The organism is Ningiella algicola (genome assembly GCF_028401415.2).
GTDB lineage: Bacteria > Pseudomonadota > Gammaproteobacteria > Enterobacterales > Alteromonadaceae > Glaciecola.
In genome coordinates this window covers 2,887,580-2,906,722 of the sequence record NZ_CP171821.2, presented here as the reverse complement: position 1 = coordinate 2,906,722, position 19,143 = coordinate 2,887,580, and the positions used below count along the sequence as shown (strand labels likewise).

Genomic DNA, 19,143 nt, shown 5'->3' with positions numbered 1-19,143 from the left:
TAGCACTGAGAGATAATACTAATGCAGGAATATAAGAATAAGTTCTTAGAGTTTGCCATTGCACGTGGAGTACTTCGCTTCGGGGAATTTACTTTAAAGTCAGGTCGCGTTAGTCCATATTTTTTTAACGCGGGCCTTTTTAATACGGGTAGAGACTTAGCTAAACTTGGGCGTTTCTTCGCAAGTGCCTTGGAATCTGAGAAAGCACCTTATGACATGCTTTTTGGACCTGCCTACAAAGGCATTACCATTGCATCAGCAACGGCTATCGCACTTTATGATAGTCACCAAAGGGATGTGCCAATTTGTTTCAATCGTAAAGAGGCGAAGACTCATGGAGAAGGTGGGAGTTTAGTAGGAAGTCCTTTAAAAGGAAACGTCATGCTTGTTGATGATGTCATCACTGCTGGTACTGCCATTCGAGATTCGATGCGAATCATAGAGCAACAAGACGCTAATTTAAGCGGTGTACTGATTGCGCTTGACCGTCAAGAAAGAGGCACGGGAGAGCTATCTGCCATTCAGGAGGTTGAACGAGATTATTCAACTAAAGTATATTCCATAGTTACTTTGAGCGATTTGATTGAATATTTGGCGGTCAACAAGGCTTTTGACGAAAACGTTACATCCATAAAAGCATATCAACAACGATATGGTATTAGCCTTCAATAAAGCGGATTGACCAATGAGCGATTTGGATGCTTCAAGTAACGACGGCTCCCTTTGGCATGGCTTAGATGCAGATCACTATTTAGATGGGCTAGGTTTACGTTGCCCTGAACCGGTGATGATGGTTCGTTTGCAAATACGGAAGATGAAAGACGGTGAAACCCTTGCCATCGTTGCAGATGATCATTCCACGACCCGTGACATTCCCTCTTTTTGTCGTTTTATGCAGCATACGTTGCTGGATTGTCAAACAAGCCACAGTCCTTATAAATATATCATCCGGAAAGGCCTATAGCGACAATAGCATCTGTTGCTATAAGATTTATCGTCATGGAAAGTAAATACGATTTACTGTGTTTGTGTGTTCGAGATGTATGAATGTCGATTAAGAATAGTGCGCGTGCGTCAGTGTAGTCTAAACGGGCTTTAACACTAGCAAGGCCGAATAATTTTGGAAATTACATATAGTAAGATTTTAACGGAAACAAAAAAGGTGGCATAAGCCACCTTTTTTAGTTTAACGATTGTAACAGGTAACTTAGTTACCGTTGTTACCGTCGTTTGGTAGCGCTGCTTCGTTACCTTGTGTAGTTGCACTCATGTTGTAAAGTGCACCAGTTGAAGCGCTTCGGATTAGACCTAAGCCTTCACAAGTATCGAATGCACCTTTAAGTACTAAGCGTGCACGACCTTTATAGTCAGAACCACTTACACCAAATGCAGTTTCGATGTCGATAACTTCTTGACCAGCACCTGTAGTACGGTTAGCACCTTCTGTAGAGAAGATTTGCGTTGCGCTTACAGCTAGGTCAGGAGCAATTGCTACGTCTGCGCCAAGAACTGTTCCGTCTTGAGCGTAAAGCGTACCGCGAATGTCACCTTCATTAACTGAAGAAGTGTTAGTTAAACGAACATATGCAGTGTCAGAGTTGCTAGACGCTGGAATGTTAAAGAAGCTAGCGATACAGCCGTTGCGCACTAAGTCACCGAATGGACCTGCTTCTTCGTCGATGTTGTCATAACGAGCGTTGAAGAAGTCAATTCCCCAAGTTGCGTTAATGTCACCTACTTCAGGGATAGTATCAGCATCAGAACCAGTCAATACTGAGTAACATAGGTTGTACTCAGTTGTAAGGTCTGTTGTAGAACCACTTACAGCTAAGGTGAAAGAAGTAGCTTCAGCTGCGCTGATTGTGTTTGCGAACAAAGCAGTACCAGTACACATTGCTGACTCGCTCAAGTAAACGCTTGAACCAACCTGCATAGAACCAGAGCCCACAGAGATAGTCAAAGTGTGATCATCACCACCTTGGAAATCGAACTCGTCGCCATTTTCTTTACGTACAAGACCACCGCCTGAACCAGGGAATGCGTCAGTGTCGATTTCTTGACGTTGAAGTTGAAGTGTACCAAGGTTCACTACTGTGATATCACCAGCAGGATCGAAATCTGAACGACCGTCGGAAGTTCCACCAGTGAATGTACGCTCTGCGTTACCAACGTTAATACGTGTGAAATCAGGCGTATTGAAATCTACCGCGTCTGCGATTAGATCAATAGGTGCTTGCGAACCAAAAATTACAAGAGGTTGGTCAGTTTCAGTTGGGTTGATAGCGTCGCCATCAGTTGTACCAGCTTCAACATACTCTACGCCAAGCTCAACTCTCTTGCTGTCACTTGAAGGATTAAGTACTGAAGTTAGGTTCTTAACTGCATAACCCAAGAAAGTAGCAGAATCTAGTTCAGACGCCGCTGCACCAAAAGTAAGTTCAAATGTAATCGTGTTGTCACCGATTGCACCACCTTGAACTACCTCGTACGTTACCGTACCAGCAGCTACTGTAAGGTTAAACGCACCAGCACCGCCGTTAGATGAGTCAACGCGAGCAGTTGTAGACAAATCTTCACCGAAGATAGCCCCGCCGCCAAGAGTGTACTTAATCGTTGCAACTTCAGAACCAGCGACACTGATATCACCGCCGTTTAGGCCGCCGCGTGTTAAATCGAAAGTTACTTCAGGAGCAGTAATTAATGTCTCTTCAGAGCCAACACCTGGCATGCCGTTACCGAAGATTACGTCAGCTAGAACGATAGTTTCACCGTCACCTGTAAACTCAAGGTCAGCTGCCGCCGCAGGTACTGCAACTGCCATTGCAGACACTGCTACTGCAAGAGCTGTCTTTTTAAATAGTTTCATTTGTTAAATCCTTAAATGTAATTATAAAGCTATAGCCATTTAGGTCGCTTTAATTCGCTTAGCGCACAGATCAAACGCCTAAATAAGTTACTAAACGCATCAATTGAGATTGGGCACCCGGTTAACTGATGCGCCCTTCACACACGAGATTCTAGTATTAACATAGCAGAAGTCAACCCTAAGATCGGCCTTCTACGCTAAATATAGTAAGATTTTCAACTAAATAGTTGTCCAATCCCCTCGTTTCGGCGCGTACCCTAACAGAAAATATACGCAAAAAGCAACACATATCTGGTCTAGAGCCGATTTAGATCAATCTTTTCTTGCTGATGCCCATACTATCGCTGGCTTAGGTATATAAATATTGACGTATAAGCCCGCCATTACTGTGTGTGCGCCAACTTTCGATGGGCGGAAAAAGGCGGACCCTTTGAGGTTGAGTCGCCCCAGTCGATACATTGAGGCAGTTCATAATCCAATACCCTGGTATAATTATTCATACGTATTCATGTTGAATTCGCCTATTTATATTGCTCTTAAAGTGAAACATAAGCTTTTTTCACAATCCCGTCGGATTTGAGAAATAATAGGTCAAAGCTTCAGCGTGTGAAGTTTAAGTTCGAATTCGTGTGGTAATGCTTTAAACTGACGCTTCGCTATGAGCATACAGTTACCAAGTGCGTTAACAAACATCGAGTATTTTTATGAGTGAAACAATAGGTGCACTATTAAAAGCCAAAGGTGCGCTGTCAGAGTCGGACTTAAGTAAAGCACTTAACATCCAATCGGAGATTGGCGGGAAGCTTGGTGCCATTCTGATTAGGATTGGCGCAACGTCAGAAGAGTTTGTGGTCAAAACCTTATCAGAACAGCTTAACTTGCCACTGATAGGGAACGATTCACCATCTGCTGATGCTGGGCAAATTTTGGATACTTGTAGAACGTTAAAGATTGACGTGGAGTGGATGCTTGACCAACACGCATTGTTTTGGGTGGATAATCGTTCTGAGCAACACCTTATATGCGCATCACGCGATCCTTTATCTGAAACCTTGCTGTCTTCCTTAGAAATCGTATGTCCCAATACTGAAGTGAGTCCTTCCTTTATTATGTCTCAAGATTTCGACGCACTTACTCGTGCAGTTGAATCTTTAAAAAACAATTATGCCGATGGTATGGCAGAAAGTGAGTCTTATTTGAAAGAACTGGCTGAGGAAGCGCCTACCATAGAGTTAGTCAACAACTTGTTTGCTCAAGCGGTTGATGCAAATGCGTCGGATATACACTTTGAACCAGAGGAGAACAGCTTTCGCGTGCGCTTTCGAGGTGACGGCATTTTGAGTACACGCTTAACCTTGGGTAAAGAGAAATTTGATGCCTTAGTGTCTCGAATTAAGCTTATATCAGGTATGGACATTGCGGAGCGCCGCTTACCTCAAGATGGCAGCATTTCTACTCGCGCTGGAGGCGTAGAGATTGATGTACGGGTATCAGCTTTACCAGGCGTTAATGGTGAGTCGATGGTGCTGCGCTTATTACCAAAAGATAAAGAGCGACTGAACATGGAAAGCTTAGGCATGATGCCAGATCAAATGGCTTTGATGTCAAGGCTTGTGCGTCAACCTCACGGTATTGTGTTAGTTACCGGGCCAACAGGGTCTGGAAAATCCACGACTTTATACACCGCACTGGATGAGTCCAACGAACAAGACAAGAAAATCATTACGGTTGAGAATCCGGTGGAATTTAAACTGGAGGGTATTACTCAAACGCAAACCAATGAAGAAATAGGCCTAAGCTTTGCTGCTTGTTTACGCACCATTCTTCGGCAAGACCCAGACGTAATTATGATTGGAGAAATTCGTGACCTAGAAACAGCAGAAATTGCGATGCAGGCTGCAATTACAGGCCACTTGGTGTTATCTACTTTGCATACTAACGATTCTCTAAGTGCATTTGCGCGTTTAATAAATATGGGCATTGAGCCATTTATGGCCGCAACCCCTGTTATTGCTACTCAGGCTCAGCGATTGTTGAGAAAGCTGTGTACTCAATGCAGTGAGCCAGCAACTTCGCCTCCTGCAGATGCGCTTGAAATCTCTCAAATCGCGAAGACGGTTCTGCCAAATAAAACGTCTAATTGGCGCGTTGCGAAAGGATGTGAAGCATGCCAAGGTAAGGGCTATTCGGGTAGGGTGGGTATTTATGAGCTTATCGAAATTAAAGATAAAATGCGTGCGCTTATTTTGGAGCAGCAAGCGGTGAGCGAAATGTACGCCCTTGCTAAAACTCAAGGTTACCGAAATTTGTATGAAGATGGCATGTTAAAAGCCTATATGGGTCTAACAAGCGTCGAAGAGGTCTTTCGCGTGTGTAGAAGCACGGAAGCAGAAACCGTATGAGCCAGTTTGAATACCGCGGAATCGATAAAACGGGCGAGGAAATGCGCGGTGTGATAAATGCCGATAGTTTTCGTAGTGCCGCTCGGCAATTAGAAGAAAGACAGATAAGCGTTACTTCAATCGATGAAGTAGAGGCAGACGTTTTAAGAACATCAGGTCAAAAAAGCACAAAAATTTCGAAAGACGACGTCATCCTTATTTTTTTTGAAATTTCAACCATGCTCAGAGCAGGCGTTAGCTTAAAAGAAGCGGTAGAAGCGCAGTGTGATTCAAGCCACTCTGACGCCATACTAAACGTCTTCAACCTTTTACTTAAAGAGTTAAAGAGTGGTACTGCGTTTTCACAAGCGGTGAAAAAAACCCAACTTAAACTGCCTGACTATATGTATCACCTAATTGAGTCAGGAGAAATTACGGGGAGACTTGCAGATTCCATCGAGCAAGGTGTGAACCAGATGGAATATGACCTTAAGATACGTTCAGAAACCAAAAGTGCATTAATCTACCCAAGCATTCTCGTATTGTCAGGCGTCGTTGCTGTGGCGATAATGTTCTTATTCGTGGTGCCAAAGTTTTCCTCTTTATTAAGCAGTGCCGAAGAAATGCCGACTTTAGCGTGGTTGGTAATTACCTCAGGTGTTTGGGTGAACGACAATAAGCTTGCGGTACTCATTGTTACGATACTGTTTATTACGGGCGTCGGTATTCTCCTGACTCAAGAGCGTTTTAAGATCCCGCTGTTGAACTTTCTAAGCAAAATGCCTGTCATTGGAGGGTGGTTAAACGAATCTGATTTAGCGGTTTGGTCAAAAATGTTAGGTATTTTGCTTGCGAGCAAGGTACCGATGTTAGATGCGCTCACTTTAGCAGCAAAATCCAGCAGGATCCCATGGCGCAAAGCCAGACTTGCTCAGGTAAAATCGGGTGTGAAATCAGGGTTGGCATTATCGGCTGCACTTCACCGCGAGGACGTCGTGTCGTCTACAACGGTAAATCTTGTAAAGGTAGGAGAAAAGTCTGGAGATTTGTCGACAACGCTCGCGTCGGTCTCTAACCTTTATGAGCAAGCAAGTAAAAAACGTATGCAAACCCTCTTGTCATTAATTGAACCAATCGCAATATTGGTGATTGGTGTGCTTATTGGCGTTATTATAATCGGAATTATCTTGGCAATTACAAGCGCAAACGATATCGCGATTTAGTTGCGCCATCTGATAAATGCTAGTAACAAAGTGATATTAGAGGTACGAGGACGAAATGAACAAATCGAAGTTAAACGGGTTCACACTGCTTGAGATGATTGTGGTGCTCGTGATCATAGGCCTATTGATGGGGTTGGTTGGACCGCGAGTATTCAAACAGGCTGACAAAGCAAAAGTACAAACTGCTGAGGCGCAAATTGTGATGCTTAAAGGAGCACTGCAAACTATGCGTTTGGACATAAACCGTTTCCCAACGACTGAAGAAGGTCTGTCATTATTGATTAGCAATAGCACCCCTGAAGTATCTAACTGGGATGGCCCGTATTTAGATGACGAAGTGCCGTTAGATCCTTGGGACAGAGCTTATAGGTATTCTTCTAAGAAAACTAAAAATCGACCCTTCGAGCTGTATTCATTCGGTGCTGACGGAAAATTAGGCGGCGAAGAATATGATGCAGACATTGGCTACATCGCCGAAAATTAGTCATTCATTGCACCATTCATTGCACAACAAGACTAGGCAAAAAATAGCGGCAGGCGGTTATACCCTGCTCGAATTGTTGATTGTGCTTGTGTTGATGGGACTGTTAACAGGCATTGCGACCCCTCGGCTGCTTCAAATGTACGAGTCGGTGAATTTTTCGCTGGAAAGAGACGATATTTTGTTTCAGCTTGAGGGCTTACCTTTTGCGGTTTACCAAAGTGGAGAGTCATTCAGTCTATTAAGTATTCAAGATGACGAGTCATCTGAATTCCTATCGTTACCTGAAGGTTGGGAGCTTGATGATTTTCAAACAAGTGAAGTAATCTACAACGCTTTTGGCTACTGCACTGGTGGCGAGGTAAGTTTTGTGAAGGGCGAAAGAACACTTCAGGTTAGCCTTGAGCCCCCTACCTGTCGCCCCGTAGCGTTGGAAGACTAAGATGCAAAAAGGCTTTTCATTGCTTGAAGCCATTGTGGCATTGCTGTTGGTAACAATGATCAGTATGGTCGCATTTTCATGGATAAGCAGCCTGCTGATTTCCGTTGGAAAAATTGAAGAAAATGCCTACTCCAATCAAGTTCAAAGAAACGTCACAGAGTTTCTTGCCGATATAAACGTTATGGCGCAACCCGAGGGAACGCAACAATTTGGTCGGGTGTCTATCTCATGGAACGCAGAATTAATAGAGCCAATTCGCAGAGGACAATCTCTCGCGATAGGTCCCACCCCCTATGAATTGGGGCTTTATCGCGTTTTCGTGAATATCGAAAACGATGATTTAGAACTGCTCTCATTCGAACAAACTCAGGTAGGCTATAGAGCCTTACAAAATGAGCCATTTTAAGTTGTATCCAAACCTTCACAATCGTTCTCATGGATTTACATTACTTGAGATGATGGTGGTACTTGTAATTGTAAGCCTGATTACGGTACTGATGATGCAAGGTTTCAGTTTTGTTGTCGGTCTGCAGGATAGAATTCGAAATCAATTGGTAAAAACCCAAGATACCGAGCTTAGAGAGCAGTGGTTTAGGTTGGTAACACGCTCATTTCAACGAGGTCGCCAGTCTGATAACGCCAACTTTAGCGCTGACGCATTTGAAATGTCTGGCTTGGTGCTGCAGCCTTTAAATCGCGGAACCGGCTTACCCACCAAAGTTCGATGGCGTATTGAGCAAGAGGGTGATTATTCAATACTCTATTACGATGAAGCTGAGGATGAACCGGTGGTTATTTTTGAGTGGCTAAATGCCGAAGTGGAGTTTCGGTATTTGAACTCATCAGGTGAGCTTCAAGACGAATGGCCCGTGGAAGAAGAGGAACAAGACATTTTTGCTGAATTACCTTCGCCACCTTTGCCCAAAGGTATCATGCTTATCGACACTAGCGAAGAAACCGATTTTTTTTGGTATGTGTCTATATCTAGTAATACGCTACCCGATCTGGATTTTACCCCATGAGTAATTTGAAACTCTTTCACCGTCAGCAGCAGGGTTTTGTATTAGTTGCATCCATTTGGGTGATGGCGATATTAGTGATCATGGTGGGGGCATTTGCTGCTTGGGTAGAAAGCAGTCTAAATAAGGCAATACTGCAAAATGAGCGTGCTCAAATGGCGCTAAACGCTGCGTCAACCCAATCCGTCTTGTTTTATTTAGCAGCAACTCAAGGCGGGACACCCGCAGGCATCAAAGTACCGGTCGACTCTCTTGGTATCGGCGATGGCGTAGAGATGTCCTTAGATGACTTTTTCGCTGGTGCTGATGTCGATGATATGGGTCTTCGAACGGTGGGCATTGATGGCAATGAGATTAGACTTGATGGAACAGTCTATAGCGGGCTTGACGGTTCGCTTTTCTCCATACGTGATATCTCCTCAATGCTTCCACTCAACTCTAAATCTCCGCGACATGCACAAGCCTTATTAAGATATCTAGATGTTGGGCAGGCGCGAAGCGCAAGACTGACCTCTACCCTGCAAGACTATATTGACCGAGATGACGTACTTCGCTCCAACGGCGCCGAGAGTTTTCAGTACACACAAAGAGGACTTGCCCCCCCGCCTAACGCTGGTTTACTTTCATATCATGAGTTGCAAAATGTGTTGGAGTGGGAGTCGCTTGAGGCGCTATGGCGCAATAAAGAACTACTGTCTGAGGTTGTCGCTTCACCTTTTGATGCATACAACCTTAATGCGGTTTCGAGCAAAGTCGCTCAAATTGCATTTGATTTATCGCCTGCAGATGCACAAGCGTTTGTGCGAGAGCGCGACATTGAACCATACACAAACCTAAACGATGTTTTAGAGCGCTCAGAAGTAAATTTGTACAATCAGTCTCAAATAATACTCACGATGCCCTCGTCTAAACTGCGTTTCTCTTTTTGGTATCCTCAGGCAAGACTTAAAAGAGAAGTTGATGTACACTTTCAGACTGTTGTGAACGCTGCCGATGCTCCGTGGATCATCACCAGAGACCTTATTGTGCCTATAACTGAATCAGATGCCCGTGCTAAACCCCGCGAACCTCAAACACGCCTTCTCCGCTAGTCAGTATGTGCAAACATCTTCTGAGGTGCTCTTTCCTGAGCGTCTAACGACGCGTGCACAATGGATAGTCGGCAGGAGTCAGTGTCTGTATCGCGTTTTTGAGCTATCGGATACGCCAAAAAAAAATCGCGATCAAGCACTTGCTTTGCAAGTGAAGCGCTGGGCGCCATTTTCAAGAGTTGGTTTTCACTTTATTTGGAATTCAAGTAAAGCGTGTGTTTGGGCATGGGATTTAGACAGCATCAACAAAACTATCGAAGAAGTCGGGATCCAAGCGATTTCTGTGCTTCCAGAGTCTGTTTATTATCCACAAGAAGAGGGCAGGTGTGCCCGTTGGATAAGTTCCGTGGATTCTGGCGAGATCTTTCAGCTGTGGATTGATGGCACACTTGCCGTAGAAAAATGGTTCCCTTCAAAACCCTCTTCAACGCGCTTTGATTTGTTTTTACGCTCACTTAATCTTCCAAATGATCTTAACCTTGCATGGGAAGAGCTGGTTCAAGTTTGCGAAGGCGCACCCAAACTAGGTCAGCTATCAAGGCTGCCCGCGCCTTGGGGAGCAAAGAACAAAACCTTATCGCTCATTCAAAAACTACCATGGGAGCATAACGTATTGCTCATATTCGGTGTTGTTTTAGTGATTGCTTATATTTGGATGCTGACGGCTACCGTATTAGCCAGCAATGCGCTTAAAGAGGTCAATCAAAGAGCTGATTCAATCGCAGACAGTGTTGAAAGTATTCTGCAAGCCAGAACAACTGCCGAAACGCTCAACGCTGAAACTCGCGAGCTTCTGTCACTGATAGACTACCCTTTACAAAGAGCCTTAATTGACGACGCCGCGGTTGTATTTAATAAATTCAATCTCACCCTAAAAGAGTGGAATTTTAAAGGCGCAACACTGGAAATCGTTTCAGAGGGTCAAGTGAATACGCTGAATGTGGTGCAAGACTTTGAAAATTTAAGCTGGATTGATAGCGTGTCGGTTTCGTCGGCAAGACGGCCATTGCAAAACCGATTTGTTTTAACCTTATCGACGGCGGAGCAATAAATGGATCACATTAGAGATCAGGTTATTCAACAATGGCAACTTGCTTCGGAACAAGTAAAATCTAATACGCGATTACGAATAAGCCTGTGGGTGATTATCGGTATTCTGCTTGCATATCCATTACTGGCTCTAAGCGACTATAACCAGTCCATTAGAAGTGATATTGTGCGAGAGCTCGAGCGTGAGGCTAAAATATTGCGCACTGCCAGTGAAAAGCAATGGCTTGAGCGCGCCGAAAATGTTGCTGCATTTAGTACTGAGCTTCAGGGTTTGTTTTGGGAGGCCCCATCGGTCGGTATTGCCAAAGCCACTTTGCACCAGTCCTTAACTGATTGGGCGCAAAATCACGATTTACAGCGTGTTCAAATTCGGTTAGAAGAGCCGCTTGCGGTGGAGAGTATGAACAATGTGTTTAGGGTGGCGGGACAAATCGATGCTACATTTGATGCAAATAACAGTATGGCGTTTATTAAAGATTTAGAACTCAATGGCCAACGTGTCGTGGTAGAGCAGATGGAAATTTCTCAAAGAGTGAGACCTGTCCACAAACTGGTTATTGCAGCATATTTTAGGATTGATAATGACTAATGCTGTCATAACAAAACGTGTTTTGCGTTCCAAATGGTTATGGCTGGTGCTTATTTTGGTCGTCACAGTGGTTATTTTAGCTACTCTTCTAGCGAAACCGTCCACTGATACTTTGGTATTGGATGAACGCGCTGAAAACTGGCGACTGGCTAATTTTAACTATAAAGCGAGCGCACAAGATGGTACCAACTATGCGCTGCTTTGGGGTATTGACGACACACAGGCTCAGAATGATAAAGATTCAATTCCATGGTCGTTAAAAGGCGTTATTATAGAAGGGGGAGCGTATATCGCGCTAATTGAGCTTGACCTTGACGCACAAAAAAACATGAGAGATAGATTTGTGAGATTTTCAGTGGGGCAAGCATTACCTGATGGAGCAACCATAGTAAGTATTAATAAAGACAGCGTGGACTATGAAATGGATGGCGTGAAAGAAACAAAACGCCTTTATCAGTGACTAATGCCTAAACTCGCCTTAGTTCGAATAAAAATTAATAAGTAGTGTGAAAAATGAAACAAATATGGATTAAACATTCATTTGTCTTTTTAATGATAGCCTCACTTGCATCATGTTCTATGGTTCGTGAATACGATCTAACGCCTCAACCTTTAGAGGTAAACAAGGAAGCTTTAGCAAATGATGGTTCAGTTGAATTAGGCGGATCTGAAGAAGCAGATGATGGGTCACCCAGAATTAAACGTGATCTACCTTCTCCACCTCAAAAAAACCAGAGCAATACAGCGCTGAGTTTCGACGAAGCCATGGAGCTTAAAGGCGACTCTATTGCGATTAATGTAGCGAGTCTTCCACTGCCTCAGTTTATTAACGAGGTATTGGGAAATCAACTGGGTCTTTCTTTTTACCTTGATCCCAGGCTTGAAGACAAACAGGATTTAGTGACGCTTAACATCAATGATCCATTACCACCTCAAGAACTCTATCGAACGGTGCAAACGGTACTGCAAGCCTACGGCGTAGCGTTACGAAACGATAATGGCTTAATCCAAGTTGAATTTTCTCCTACAGGCACAAGTACAGAGCCTCCCATTCTCATAAGTGGTGAAGCCCTTCCGTCTGTGCCATCGACCCATCGCCCGGTATTTTTCCTGATGGATTTGAACGTTGTTCAAGCGCAACGAGCCGTCGGTTGGCTTGCACAAGCGTTTGAAGGACAAAACGCAAAATTTAGTTCTGATCCTGAGCGAAATGCTGTGTGGTTACGCGGCTCATTAGACATCGTCAAGCAGGCCGCAGAGGTAGTTAGACTCGTAGACCAACCCTTAATGCGCGGTCGACAGAGCATGCGTATTGAGCCGAGATATTTAGGTGCAGACGCGCTTTCTGCAAGACTGGCTCAAATGCTTCAGGCGCAAGGGTATTATGCACAAATAGGCAGGCCTGGCGCCGTGAGTTTATTCACCATTGAAGAAACTAACAGCATTATTGTGTTCGCTAACGACGAAGATGTACTCGCGTATGTTGAAGAATGGGTAAAAGACCTTGATCAGCCTTTAAAACAGACTAAAGGTGATAGCGTGTTTTACTATGAGGTAAAAAATACCTCTGCTCAAGATGTGGCTGATGCGATTAATGAACTCTTAGGGGGCGGCGCAGCGGCGCAACCTCAGCAACAAGGTCAAGGTAATCAGGCAGCCACAAACGACGCTGGGCCAATTCAGCCGGGCAGCGCAACGACGCAGAATCGCCGAGGTAACTTGGTGGTAGATTTAGGCCGAAACGCTATTCTGTTTTACGGATCCAATAATGAATGGGTGACTATGCTCCCAGCAATTGAGCGTCTTGATCAGCGCCCTTTGCAGGTATTGATTGAAGTGATTGTTGCAGATGTAACGCTCAGTGATTCTTTCCGATTTGGAGTGGACTGGTCTATTAATAACCCCAATAACAGTTCTAGTTCGAACCTATTTACCGAAGCGCTTGGAAACGTCATAAACGTTCAAGGTGGCGCCTTTACGTTCACACCACTTAGCTCGTCAGGATACACGCGAGCTGTGTTGAGTACTCTGGCGGAAGACAATCAGGTCAAAATTTTACAAACGCCTCGGATTTTGGTGAAAAGCGGAGAAGAAGCGACTGTGACGGTGGGTGATGAGATTCCGCTACTTTCATCTTCTCAATCAAGTGTGGAGGGTGGAGCGCTTATTCAACAGGTTGTTTATCGAAATACAGGTATTCTGTTGTCAGTTAAGCCTGTCATTTATGCAGGTGGTGAAGTTGACTTGCAAATTACGCAAGAAACGAGTAATTCAACCGCTGATGCGGATGACCCAACCCTGTCACCCACAATCAGTAACCGAAGAGTGTCTACTTCGCTGAGCATCAAAGATGGTGGTTCAGTGTTGGTAGCAGGCGTGATTAGTAACAACGAAAACAGCAGTGACAGCAAAGTTCCCATTCTGGGAGATATTCCGTTTTTAGGTAGCTTGTTTGGGTCACAGTCACGCGGCAGCACCCGTAGTGAGCTGATGATCTTAATATCAACCTACATCGTTAGCGACGATAAAGATGCAGACGCTGTGACGGATGCTTTCAAAAAACAGCTTACGCTTCACTCTGATGAAGAAGAATCAAATTAGGTTTATTAACATGATTTTCAAAAGGAGGTTTCTAATGCGTACCTTAGCGCTGATAGCTTTAGTTCTTTCCGTTTCGCTTAGTGCTAGCGAGAGCTTTGCAGAACAGCAAGTCAAAGACGAGAAGCAAGAGCTTCAAGTGATCACGCTCGATGGATATATGGATGAAGCAGCTCTTAAAAAGCAGTATGCCGACCTTAGTGCGAATGGCTTAGATTTGTCTAAAAAATACAAATGGGAATTTCGGTTCACAGGCGCGGTGATGCCATCGTTGGAGAATTTCGCACAATTAGCTCATAGATTTGGCTTTTGGCCGGTCGCTCTAGAGAGTGATATTAATGGCGATACCTATTGGCTACACATTCAAAAAACCGACATTTACGATGAAGAAAAATTTATTTACGAAGTGTCTCAGCTTTTTGAAATGGCTGATTACATGAAGTTAAAAGCGTTTGACGGCTTCAGCGTCGATCATCCAGACGAACATAGCAGTTAGCATTTTTGCGCTGTGGATTACGCAGCGCTAAATAAGCCGCTATGAACAAATCAGCGGCTTTAAACCTCATAGCCCCATTCAAGAGCAAGGTCTGCACAGATATTTTTAATGGCCGTCATATCCTCACTATCATGGGTTTTGCGCTTAGTTTGTGCACGAATACTTTCAAATACCTCATTTGGCAAGGGAGCTTGATTCATTAAGCGAGTAACTTTGCTCAGCACTGATTGAGGTGATGCTATCAAGTCTTCATAACGTATCATGTGAATACGATCTCGTTCTCGGTTTATCAAATAACCTAAATATCTCAGGTAAAGCGCGCGCCTGTTGGCAATATTGGGTTCATTGCTAATCATGGCTAAGGTTCTTAACTGGGTACCGTCGAGCAGTGGGTCGTTTGCATCTGTAAAAGGCAACTGCCTGAAGTCAATATCACGAAGATGTTCGAAACTAGATTTCCATGAAGTAACGAGGTCTAATGGGTTTCTTACCATTACTATCACAGGCATGTTGGGGCATGAGTCGAGTATCACCCGTAATCGAGTTAAGTATGCCAAGGGATTTTTCGTGGCAAGTGCGAAATTCGGCGAGTGCGTATTTGGAAAATAAGGTCGTCGTTTGTCATCAAAACGCGTGTCTTCAATCACTTCACCTTCATCATCAACTTTGTTGTTAATGCCACGATTTAACACGACGCGGGACCGTAAATCCCGATAAAGCAAGCCCAGCTTGTGACACTGATGATCGTCTTTAAGCGCGCCAAATATTTCTTTTGGTTCATTCACGATTACGATATCGGAAGCTTTGTTCAAGAGCTTACACAGCATACTGGTGCCTGAACGCGGCATACCCGTTATGATAAAGTCTCGAGGGTTGCTTTGTTTCTGGCTATATGATTTGGTTGATACGGTCGAGCCACATTGGTCTACACGCGCGGGTTTACATAAGGCCGTTTTTTCAATGCTGGCACGTGTTAATACATCCTGCCACGCCGCAAATTTTGCCAACAGTGACCGTAAACTGGAATAGCGATGGCAAAGCTTATCCACTTCGAGACTCAATACGGGCTCTTGTGCAATAATATCAGGCGAATGGTAATGACAAAACATTGGAAGAGTCGTAACGGCTAAGCGCTTTAGATGGGCAGGGTAATTGAAGCGCTCATCAAACATTTCGAATGCATAGTTTATGGCCTTGGCGCTAACTGGAAGCGCTATTTGATCAAGCCAAGGGCGTTTATTGCGAATCACTTTGCAGTTATCAATTTTTTTAGCAGTATGCATCCAGGTTTTTGAAAACGCTTTTCCGTCGCGCACAGCGACAAAACCTGCGTTAAAGTAAGGCGGCATTAATTCATGTGATACCGTCGATAGCACGCGTTCAGAGGGAAGTTGAGCACCAACCTGACGATATGCATGACGCCATTGCTCAATATTCCTGGTAAAGCTAACCAAGTCTGCTGGTTTGGCCTTCATATTGGAAGTGAGCAACTCCTCAAGTGGAACCTTGCCTAAACACAGAATGTCGCTATCAACAAATAGGGTAACGGGTGCGTCTGTTTTAACTCCAATTGCCGCCAGTTTATTGCCAATTGGATATGCTTTGCCAAAAGGAGAATCGATATAGACTTTTCTTATTGATAGAGAAGTGATTAAGGCTTCAGTGTCATTCGAAAGTGCGCCCCACATACTTGGCTGGGGAACCGCAGCAACCAAGTCAATACTGGATAGTTCGGCATTGCACCGTAAAGAGGCGGCAAAAAGCAAGGCCTTTAACTCCAGTTCGCCTGCTTGACATACAAAAACAATACATACTTTGTTTGACACTTGCCGCAGCTCCATACTTTTTTAACCAATATTTTGAGGCAATAAACGATTTACAAATCGCGAATAAGAAACTTGTTCTTTATTCAGGCTTTATAAACTTAAGCGTCCACCGGTCTGTATTGCCGCTGACAGAACGCGCACCTACTTCATATTCAAGCTCGTCATCTTCTTTATAGTGAAGCGTGCTGTAGTCAACTAATACAAAACCAGCATCCTGAATTTCTTTGATTGCTTTAACAGGGTCAAAGCGGCGTCGATTACTTGGGGTCATTGGCTCCATGTGGCGGGCTGTATGGTCAACTACGCCGTAGATGCCACCGGGCTTTAATGCATCAAAGGCGGCTTTATTCATGGCAGCGCGTCCTTGATCACCAAAGTTATGGTAATTTCTGAAGGTAAGCACCATGTCGGCATCATCAATGCCTAAGCTGCCAAGCTCAAGTGAATAAAAGCGAGAGCCTTCTTCTCTAAACAAATTCGCATTTTTGGCAAGCACGTTCATGCGCTCAAAACCGGGCGCATCCGATAGTGAATTTTCAATTCGAGTGGTGCCAATCGCGCCGTAGTATGCGCCGTTTTCTGCAAGCAGCGGTACTAACAATTTGGTATACCAGCCGCCGCCAGGTATAAGCTCAACCACTTTCATATCGTCTTTTATTCCGAAAAAAGAAAGCGTTTCAACCGGCTTGCGATTGCGATCGCGCTCCACTTCCGCTTGGGTTCGCAAGTCCGATGACATAGCTGACTTGAGCTTATCTTCCACATTTGCATGTGAAGACGAAAAACCAACAAGGCAGGTCAAGGCAATGCTAAGTGCTGCTAATCTTTTCATAATTTTCTCCTGTCGTATTTGTACTTATTATGTATGGTCTGTCGTAGCTGATTTCATTAACTCACCCTTGTGCCTAAGGTGCAACGAATATCTTGTAACTAACAATTGCAATCAATGCAATACATACCACGCCCATCGTTTGCCATTTATACCGCCGGATGATTTTTTCGGTTTTATTGCCAAAAAAGTAAACCAATAGCGCCAAGCCTAAATAGCGGATGGTTCGACTCGTTACCACTGCAATCATATACAGCGTTACTGAATACTGACTGACCCCCGCTACAATCATGGCAACTTGAAGCGGGATAGGTGTTACGCCGGTACTAAATACAAACCAAAAGCCATGATCATGTATTTGCTGAGTCAAGGCCTCAAACTGCGACTCGCTTGTAATGTAATTCATGATGGGTTCACGCAGCGCTTCAAACAAAAACATACCAATAAAGTAACCGCATAGCGCGCCAGCTACGCATCCAAGCAGCGTGATTAGCGCAATCAGCCATATTTTGTCTCGCCGTGCCTGCATCAGCGGTATTAATAAAGTCTCCAAGGGGATGGGCACAACGGTTGATTCCAAAAACGAGGCGATACCAACGCTGCTCAGCATGTATTTTGAGCGAACCATCTTTTTAAAGCGTTTTTTGATGCGCTTTTTCACTTGGGCAATAGTCTCATCTGTTAAATTAATGGGAACGCGTTAGACGCTTCGCGAACGAACCTATATGACATAAAAAAACTGCCGCGTTGACCTATTGCAAGCGCGGCAGTTTCATTGAATCGTGTTTATTCAGCGCTATGCTTGTATACTTCACCGTTTTTCATTACAAAATCAATGTTTTGCAACAAGCGAATGTCCTCTAGTGGGTCACCCTTCACAGCAACAATGTCGGCTATTTTACCGCTTTGCAAAGTACCAAGCGTGTCCTCTATTTTTAATAGCTTTGCAGTATTGTAGGTGGCGCTAATTATCGCATCCATTTCAGACATCCCTGCATCAACCATCAGCTGAAATTCAAGGGCGTTTTCTCCGTGTGGTGAGACACCTGAATCCGTCCCGAACGCAATCATCACACCATTACCGTGCGCCTTAGAAAAGGTATCTTGAATCAATGGTCCGATCGCGGCTGCTTTTGGACGTACAATAGCTGGGAAATAACCGTCGATTTTGGCCTTTTCAGCCACGAAGTTACCTGCGGAAATGGTGGGCACATAGTAGACTTCGTTCTTGCGCATAAGCTGGAAAATCTCATCGTCCATATAGGTGCCATGCTCAATCGAATCAACGCCCGCTAAAATGGCGCGTTTCATACCTTCTTTACCGTGGGCGTGCACCGCCACTGTCATTTCATAATCTTGGGCGGTTTGTACAATAGCTTCCAGTTCGTCGGTCATAAACTGAGGATTGCGACCGCTTTTTGCGACCGACAGCACGCCGCCAGTGGCGGTTATTTTGATTAAGTCTGCGCCATCTTTATAACGTTGTCTAACGGCTTCTCGCGCTTCAGCAACGCCATTAATCACGCCATCTCGTGGAGTCGGGCTGCCCATCAAATCGCGGCGCATCCCGTTTGTTGGGTCAGCGTGCCCGCCAGTGGTAGCGATGGACTTGCCTGAAGTATAAATACGAGGTCCGTCAACGATTCCGCGATTGATGGCATTTCTAAGAGCAACAGTTTCATTGTAGCTATCGCCTAGGTTGCGAATGGTGGTAAAGCCAGCCATCAAGGTTTTTTCCGCGTAGCCCACACCAGCAAGAGCATAATCGGCCTCGTTGTTACTAAAGCGTTTTAAATATCCCGCGGTGCCCTCATTTTGATAAGTAATGTGGGTGTGCATATCCATAAAGCCAGGCATCACGGTATATTCACTGAGGTCGTAAAAGCTATCTTGTTCGTTGCCTTCAACCTTACCATCCATGATGTCTTGAATGAGGCCTTTATCTATCAGCAAGGTTTTGTCTTCCCTTACCTTGCCGTCTTCTGCCGTAATGAGTTTTCCAGCGTAAACATAGGTTGCGGCGTATGCGCTATGACCAAGACTGATCATTACAGCGGCTATGAGAGAAATCGCCAATGGGCTGCGAGTATGTTTCGTCAAAAGCGGAGTGTTGAGCATTGAAGTAAATACCTTCATTCGTGAGTCCTAGTGAGCCAAACCGGAGGGTTTCGCCTGCATATATGTGATTTTATGAGAACGTAGCGTTAGGTCCATAACATTAGGCTAAAGCCATGACGATTTCAAAGCTTTTG

At 44.5% G+C, this 19,143-nt stretch carries 19 protein-coding genes; 14 read left to right on the top strand and 5 right to left on the bottom strand.

Going from position 1 to position 19,143, the window contains the following annotated elements; translation table 11 throughout:
• Positions 1-21: 21 nt before the first annotated feature.
• Both pyrE and tusA read left to right on the top strand, forming a co-directional pair.
• Positions 22-672: an orotate phosphoribosyltransferase gene (gene pyrE, locus PN836_RS12630; protein ID WP_395338826.1), complete on the top strand. Its 651-nt coding sequence runs from the start codon at positions 22-24 to the stop codon at positions 670-672.
• Positions 673-685: 13 nt separating this feature from the next.
• On the top strand, positions 686-964 hold the full coding sequence (gene tusA, locus PN836_RS12625; RefSeq protein WP_395338824.1) for a sulfurtransferase TusA: 279 nt from the start codon (positions 686-688) through the stop codon (positions 962-964).
• A gap of 243 nt (positions 965-1,207) precedes the next feature.
• On the opposite strand, the gene PN836_RS12620 is transcribed toward tusA, so the two are convergent.
• A complete protein-coding gene (locus tag PN836_RS12620) occupies positions 1,208-2,866 on the bottom strand; it encodes a hypothetical protein (RefSeq protein ID WP_395338822.1) in 1,659 nt (552 codons plus the stop codon).
• A 704-nt stretch (positions 2,867-3,570) separates the two neighbouring features.
• On the opposite strand from PN836_RS12620, the gene PN836_RS12615 reads away from it, so the two are divergent.
• The 12 genes from PN836_RS12615 to PN836_RS12560 are packed head-to-tail and all read left to right on the top strand — an operon-like array spanning position 3,571 to position 14,236.
• Positions 3,571-5,268: a GspE/PulE family protein gene (locus tag PN836_RS12615; protein ID WP_395338820.1), complete on the top strand. Its 1,698-nt coding sequence runs from the start codon at positions 3,571-3,573 to the stop codon at positions 5,266-5,268.
• Positions 5,265-6,470, top strand: a complete 1,206-nt coding sequence (locus PN836_RS12610) for a type II secretion system F family protein (protein ID WP_395338818.1) — start codon at positions 5,265-5,267, stop codon at positions 6,468-6,470. The genes PN836_RS12615 and PN836_RS12610 overlap by 4 nt, the downstream gene beginning before the upstream one ends.
• 55 nt (positions 6,471-6,525) lie before the next feature.
• A complete protein-coding gene (gene gspG, locus PN836_RS12605) occupies positions 6,526-6,954 on the top strand; it encodes a type II secretion system major pseudopilin GspG (protein WP_395338817.1) in 429 nt (142 codons plus the stop codon).
• Positions 6,920-7,393: a prepilin-type N-terminal cleavage/methylation domain-containing protein gene (locus PN836_RS12600; protein ID WP_395338815.1), complete on the top strand. Its 474-nt coding sequence runs from the start codon at positions 6,920-6,922 to the stop codon at positions 7,391-7,393. The genes gspG and PN836_RS12600 overlap by 35 nt, the downstream gene beginning before the upstream one ends.
• Before the next feature lies 1 nt (position 7,394).
• On the top strand, positions 7,395-7,799 hold the full coding sequence (locus tag PN836_RS12595) for a prepilin-type N-terminal cleavage/methylation domain-containing protein (protein ID WP_395338813.1): 405 nt from the start codon (positions 7,395-7,397) through the stop codon (positions 7,797-7,799).
• Complete coding sequence (locus PN836_RS12590; protein ID WP_395338811.1) at positions 7,786-8,415, top strand: PulJ/GspJ family protein; 630 nt, start codon at positions 7,786-7,788, stop codon at positions 8,413-8,415. The genes PN836_RS12595 and PN836_RS12590 overlap by 14 nt, the downstream gene beginning before the upstream one ends.
• Positions 8,412-9,503 carry a hypothetical protein gene (locus tag PN836_RS12585; protein WP_395338809.1) on the top strand — a complete coding sequence of 364 codons (1,092 nt, stop codon included), beginning with the start codon at positions 8,412-8,414 and terminating at the stop codon, positions 9,501-9,503. The genes PN836_RS12590 and PN836_RS12585 overlap by 4 nt, the downstream gene beginning before the upstream one ends.
• On the top strand, positions 9,457-10,554 hold the full coding sequence (locus PN836_RS12580) for a hypothetical protein (protein ID WP_395338807.1): 1,098 nt from the start codon (positions 9,457-9,459) through the stop codon (positions 10,552-10,554). The genes PN836_RS12585 and PN836_RS12580 overlap by 47 nt, the downstream gene beginning before the upstream one ends.
• Positions 10,555-11,142, top strand: coding sequence for a hypothetical protein (locus PN836_RS12575; protein WP_395338806.1), 588 nt, complete (start codon positions 10,555-10,557; stop codon positions 11,140-11,142).
• Complete coding sequence (locus tag PN836_RS12570) at positions 11,135-11,602, top strand: hypothetical protein (RefSeq protein ID WP_395338804.1); 468 nt, start codon at positions 11,135-11,137, stop codon at positions 11,600-11,602. Before PN836_RS12575 ends, PN836_RS12570 begins: the two co-directional genes overlap by 8 nt.
• A 53-nt stretch (positions 11,603-11,655) precedes the next feature.
• Complete coding sequence (locus PN836_RS12565) at positions 11,656-13,743, top strand: hypothetical protein (RefSeq protein ID WP_395338802.1); 2,088 nt, start codon at positions 11,656-11,658, stop codon at positions 13,741-13,743.
• Positions 13,744-13,777: 34 nt separating this feature from the next.
• On the top strand, positions 13,778-14,236 hold the full coding sequence (locus PN836_RS12560; protein WP_395338801.1) for a ribonuclease E inhibitor RraB: 459 nt from the start codon (positions 13,778-13,780) through the stop codon (positions 14,234-14,236).
• A gap of 59 nt (positions 14,237-14,295) precedes the next feature.
• Here the strand turns inward: PN836_RS12560 and PN836_RS12555 are convergent, their stop codons facing one another.
• The 4 genes from PN836_RS12555 to PN836_RS12540 all read right to left on the bottom strand — a co-directional run bounded on the left by PN836_RS12555 (position 14,296) and on the right by PN836_RS12540 (position 19,027).
• Entirely contained in the window at positions 14,296-16,062 is a 1,767-nt protein-coding gene (locus PN836_RS12555) for a sulfotransferase family protein (RefSeq protein ID WP_395338799.1), read from the bottom strand.
• Between the two features lie 79 nt (positions 16,063-16,141).
• Positions 16,142-16,894, bottom strand: coding sequence for a class I SAM-dependent methyltransferase (locus tag PN836_RS12550; protein WP_395338798.1), 753 nt, complete (start codon positions 16,892-16,894; stop codon positions 16,142-16,144).
• Positions 16,895-16,967: 73 nt separating this feature from the next.
• Positions 16,968-17,552, bottom strand: coding sequence for a YqaA family protein (locus tag PN836_RS12545; protein WP_395338796.1), 585 nt, complete (start codon positions 17,550-17,552; stop codon positions 16,968-16,970).
• A 125-nt stretch (positions 17,553-17,677) separates the two neighbouring features.
• Complete coding sequence (locus tag PN836_RS12540; RefSeq protein ID WP_395338795.1) at positions 17,678-19,027, bottom strand: metal-dependent hydrolase family protein; 1,350 nt, start codon at positions 19,025-19,027, stop codon at positions 17,678-17,680.
• Positions 19,028-19,143: the final 116 nt, after the last annotated feature.

What these genes read in the sequence shown, in the direction of transcription:
- PN836_RS12610 (WP_395338818.1), top strand. Translation starts at nt 5,265, where the DNA reads ATGAGCCAGTTTGAATACCGCGGAATCGATAAAACGGGCGAGGAAATG.
- PN836_RS12540 (WP_395338795.1), bottom strand. Translation starts at nt 19,027, where the DNA reads ATGAAGGTATTTACTTCAATGCTCAACACTCCGCTTTTGACGAAACAT.
- pyrE (WP_395338826.1), top strand. Translation starts at nt 22, where the DNA reads ATGCAGGAATATAAGAATAAGTTCTTAGAGTTTGCCATTGCACGTGGA.
- PN836_RS12580 (WP_395338807.1), top strand. Translation starts at nt 9,457, where the DNA reads ATGCCCGTGCTAAACCCCGCGAACCTCAAACACGCCTTCTCCGCTAGT.
- PN836_RS12585 (WP_395338809.1), top strand. Translation starts at nt 8,412, where the DNA reads ATGAGTAATTTGAAACTCTTTCACCGTCAGCAGCAGGGTTTTGTATTA.
- PN836_RS12595 (WP_395338813.1), top strand. Translation starts at nt 7,395, where the DNA reads ATGCAAAAAGGCTTTTCATTGCTTGAAGCCATTGTGGCATTGCTGTTG.
- PN836_RS12550 (WP_395338798.1), bottom strand. Translation starts at nt 16,894, where the DNA reads ATGAAAAGATTAGCAGCACTTAGCATTGCCTTGACCTGCCTTGTTGGT.
- PN836_RS12570 (WP_395338804.1), top strand. Translation starts at nt 11,135, where the DNA reads ATGACTAATGCTGTCATAACAAAACGTGTTTTGCGTTCCAAATGGTTA.
- PN836_RS12620 (WP_395338822.1), bottom strand. Translation starts at nt 2,866, where the DNA reads ATGAAACTATTTAAAAAGACAGCTCTTGCAGTAGCAGTGTCTGCAATG.
- PN836_RS12575 (WP_395338806.1), top strand. Translation starts at nt 10,555, where the DNA reads ATGGATCACATTAGAGATCAGGTTATTCAACAATGGCAACTTGCTTCG.
- PN836_RS12565 (WP_395338802.1), top strand. Translation starts at nt 11,656, where the DNA reads ATGAAACAAATATGGATTAAACATTCATTTGTCTTTTTAATGATAGCC.
- PN836_RS12560 (WP_395338801.1), top strand. Translation starts at nt 13,778, where the DNA reads ATGCGTACCTTAGCGCTGATAGCTTTAGTTCTTTCCGTTTCGCTTAGT.
- PN836_RS12590 (WP_395338811.1), top strand. Translation starts at nt 7,786, where the DNA reads ATGAGCCATTTTAAGTTGTATCCAAACCTTCACAATCGTTCTCATGGA.
- gspG (WP_395338817.1), top strand. Translation starts at nt 6,526, where the DNA reads ATGAACAAATCGAAGTTAAACGGGTTCACACTGCTTGAGATGATTGTG.
- tusA (WP_395338824.1), top strand. Translation starts at nt 686, where the DNA reads ATGAGCGATTTGGATGCTTCAAGTAACGACGGCTCCCTTTGGCATGGC.
- PN836_RS12600 (WP_395338815.1), top strand. Translation starts at nt 6,920, where the DNA reads ATGATGCAGACATTGGCTACATCGCCGAAAATTAGTCATTCATTGCAC.
- PN836_RS12615 (WP_395338820.1), top strand. Translation starts at nt 3,571, where the DNA reads ATGAGTGAAACAATAGGTGCACTATTAAAAGCCAAAGGTGCGCTGTCA.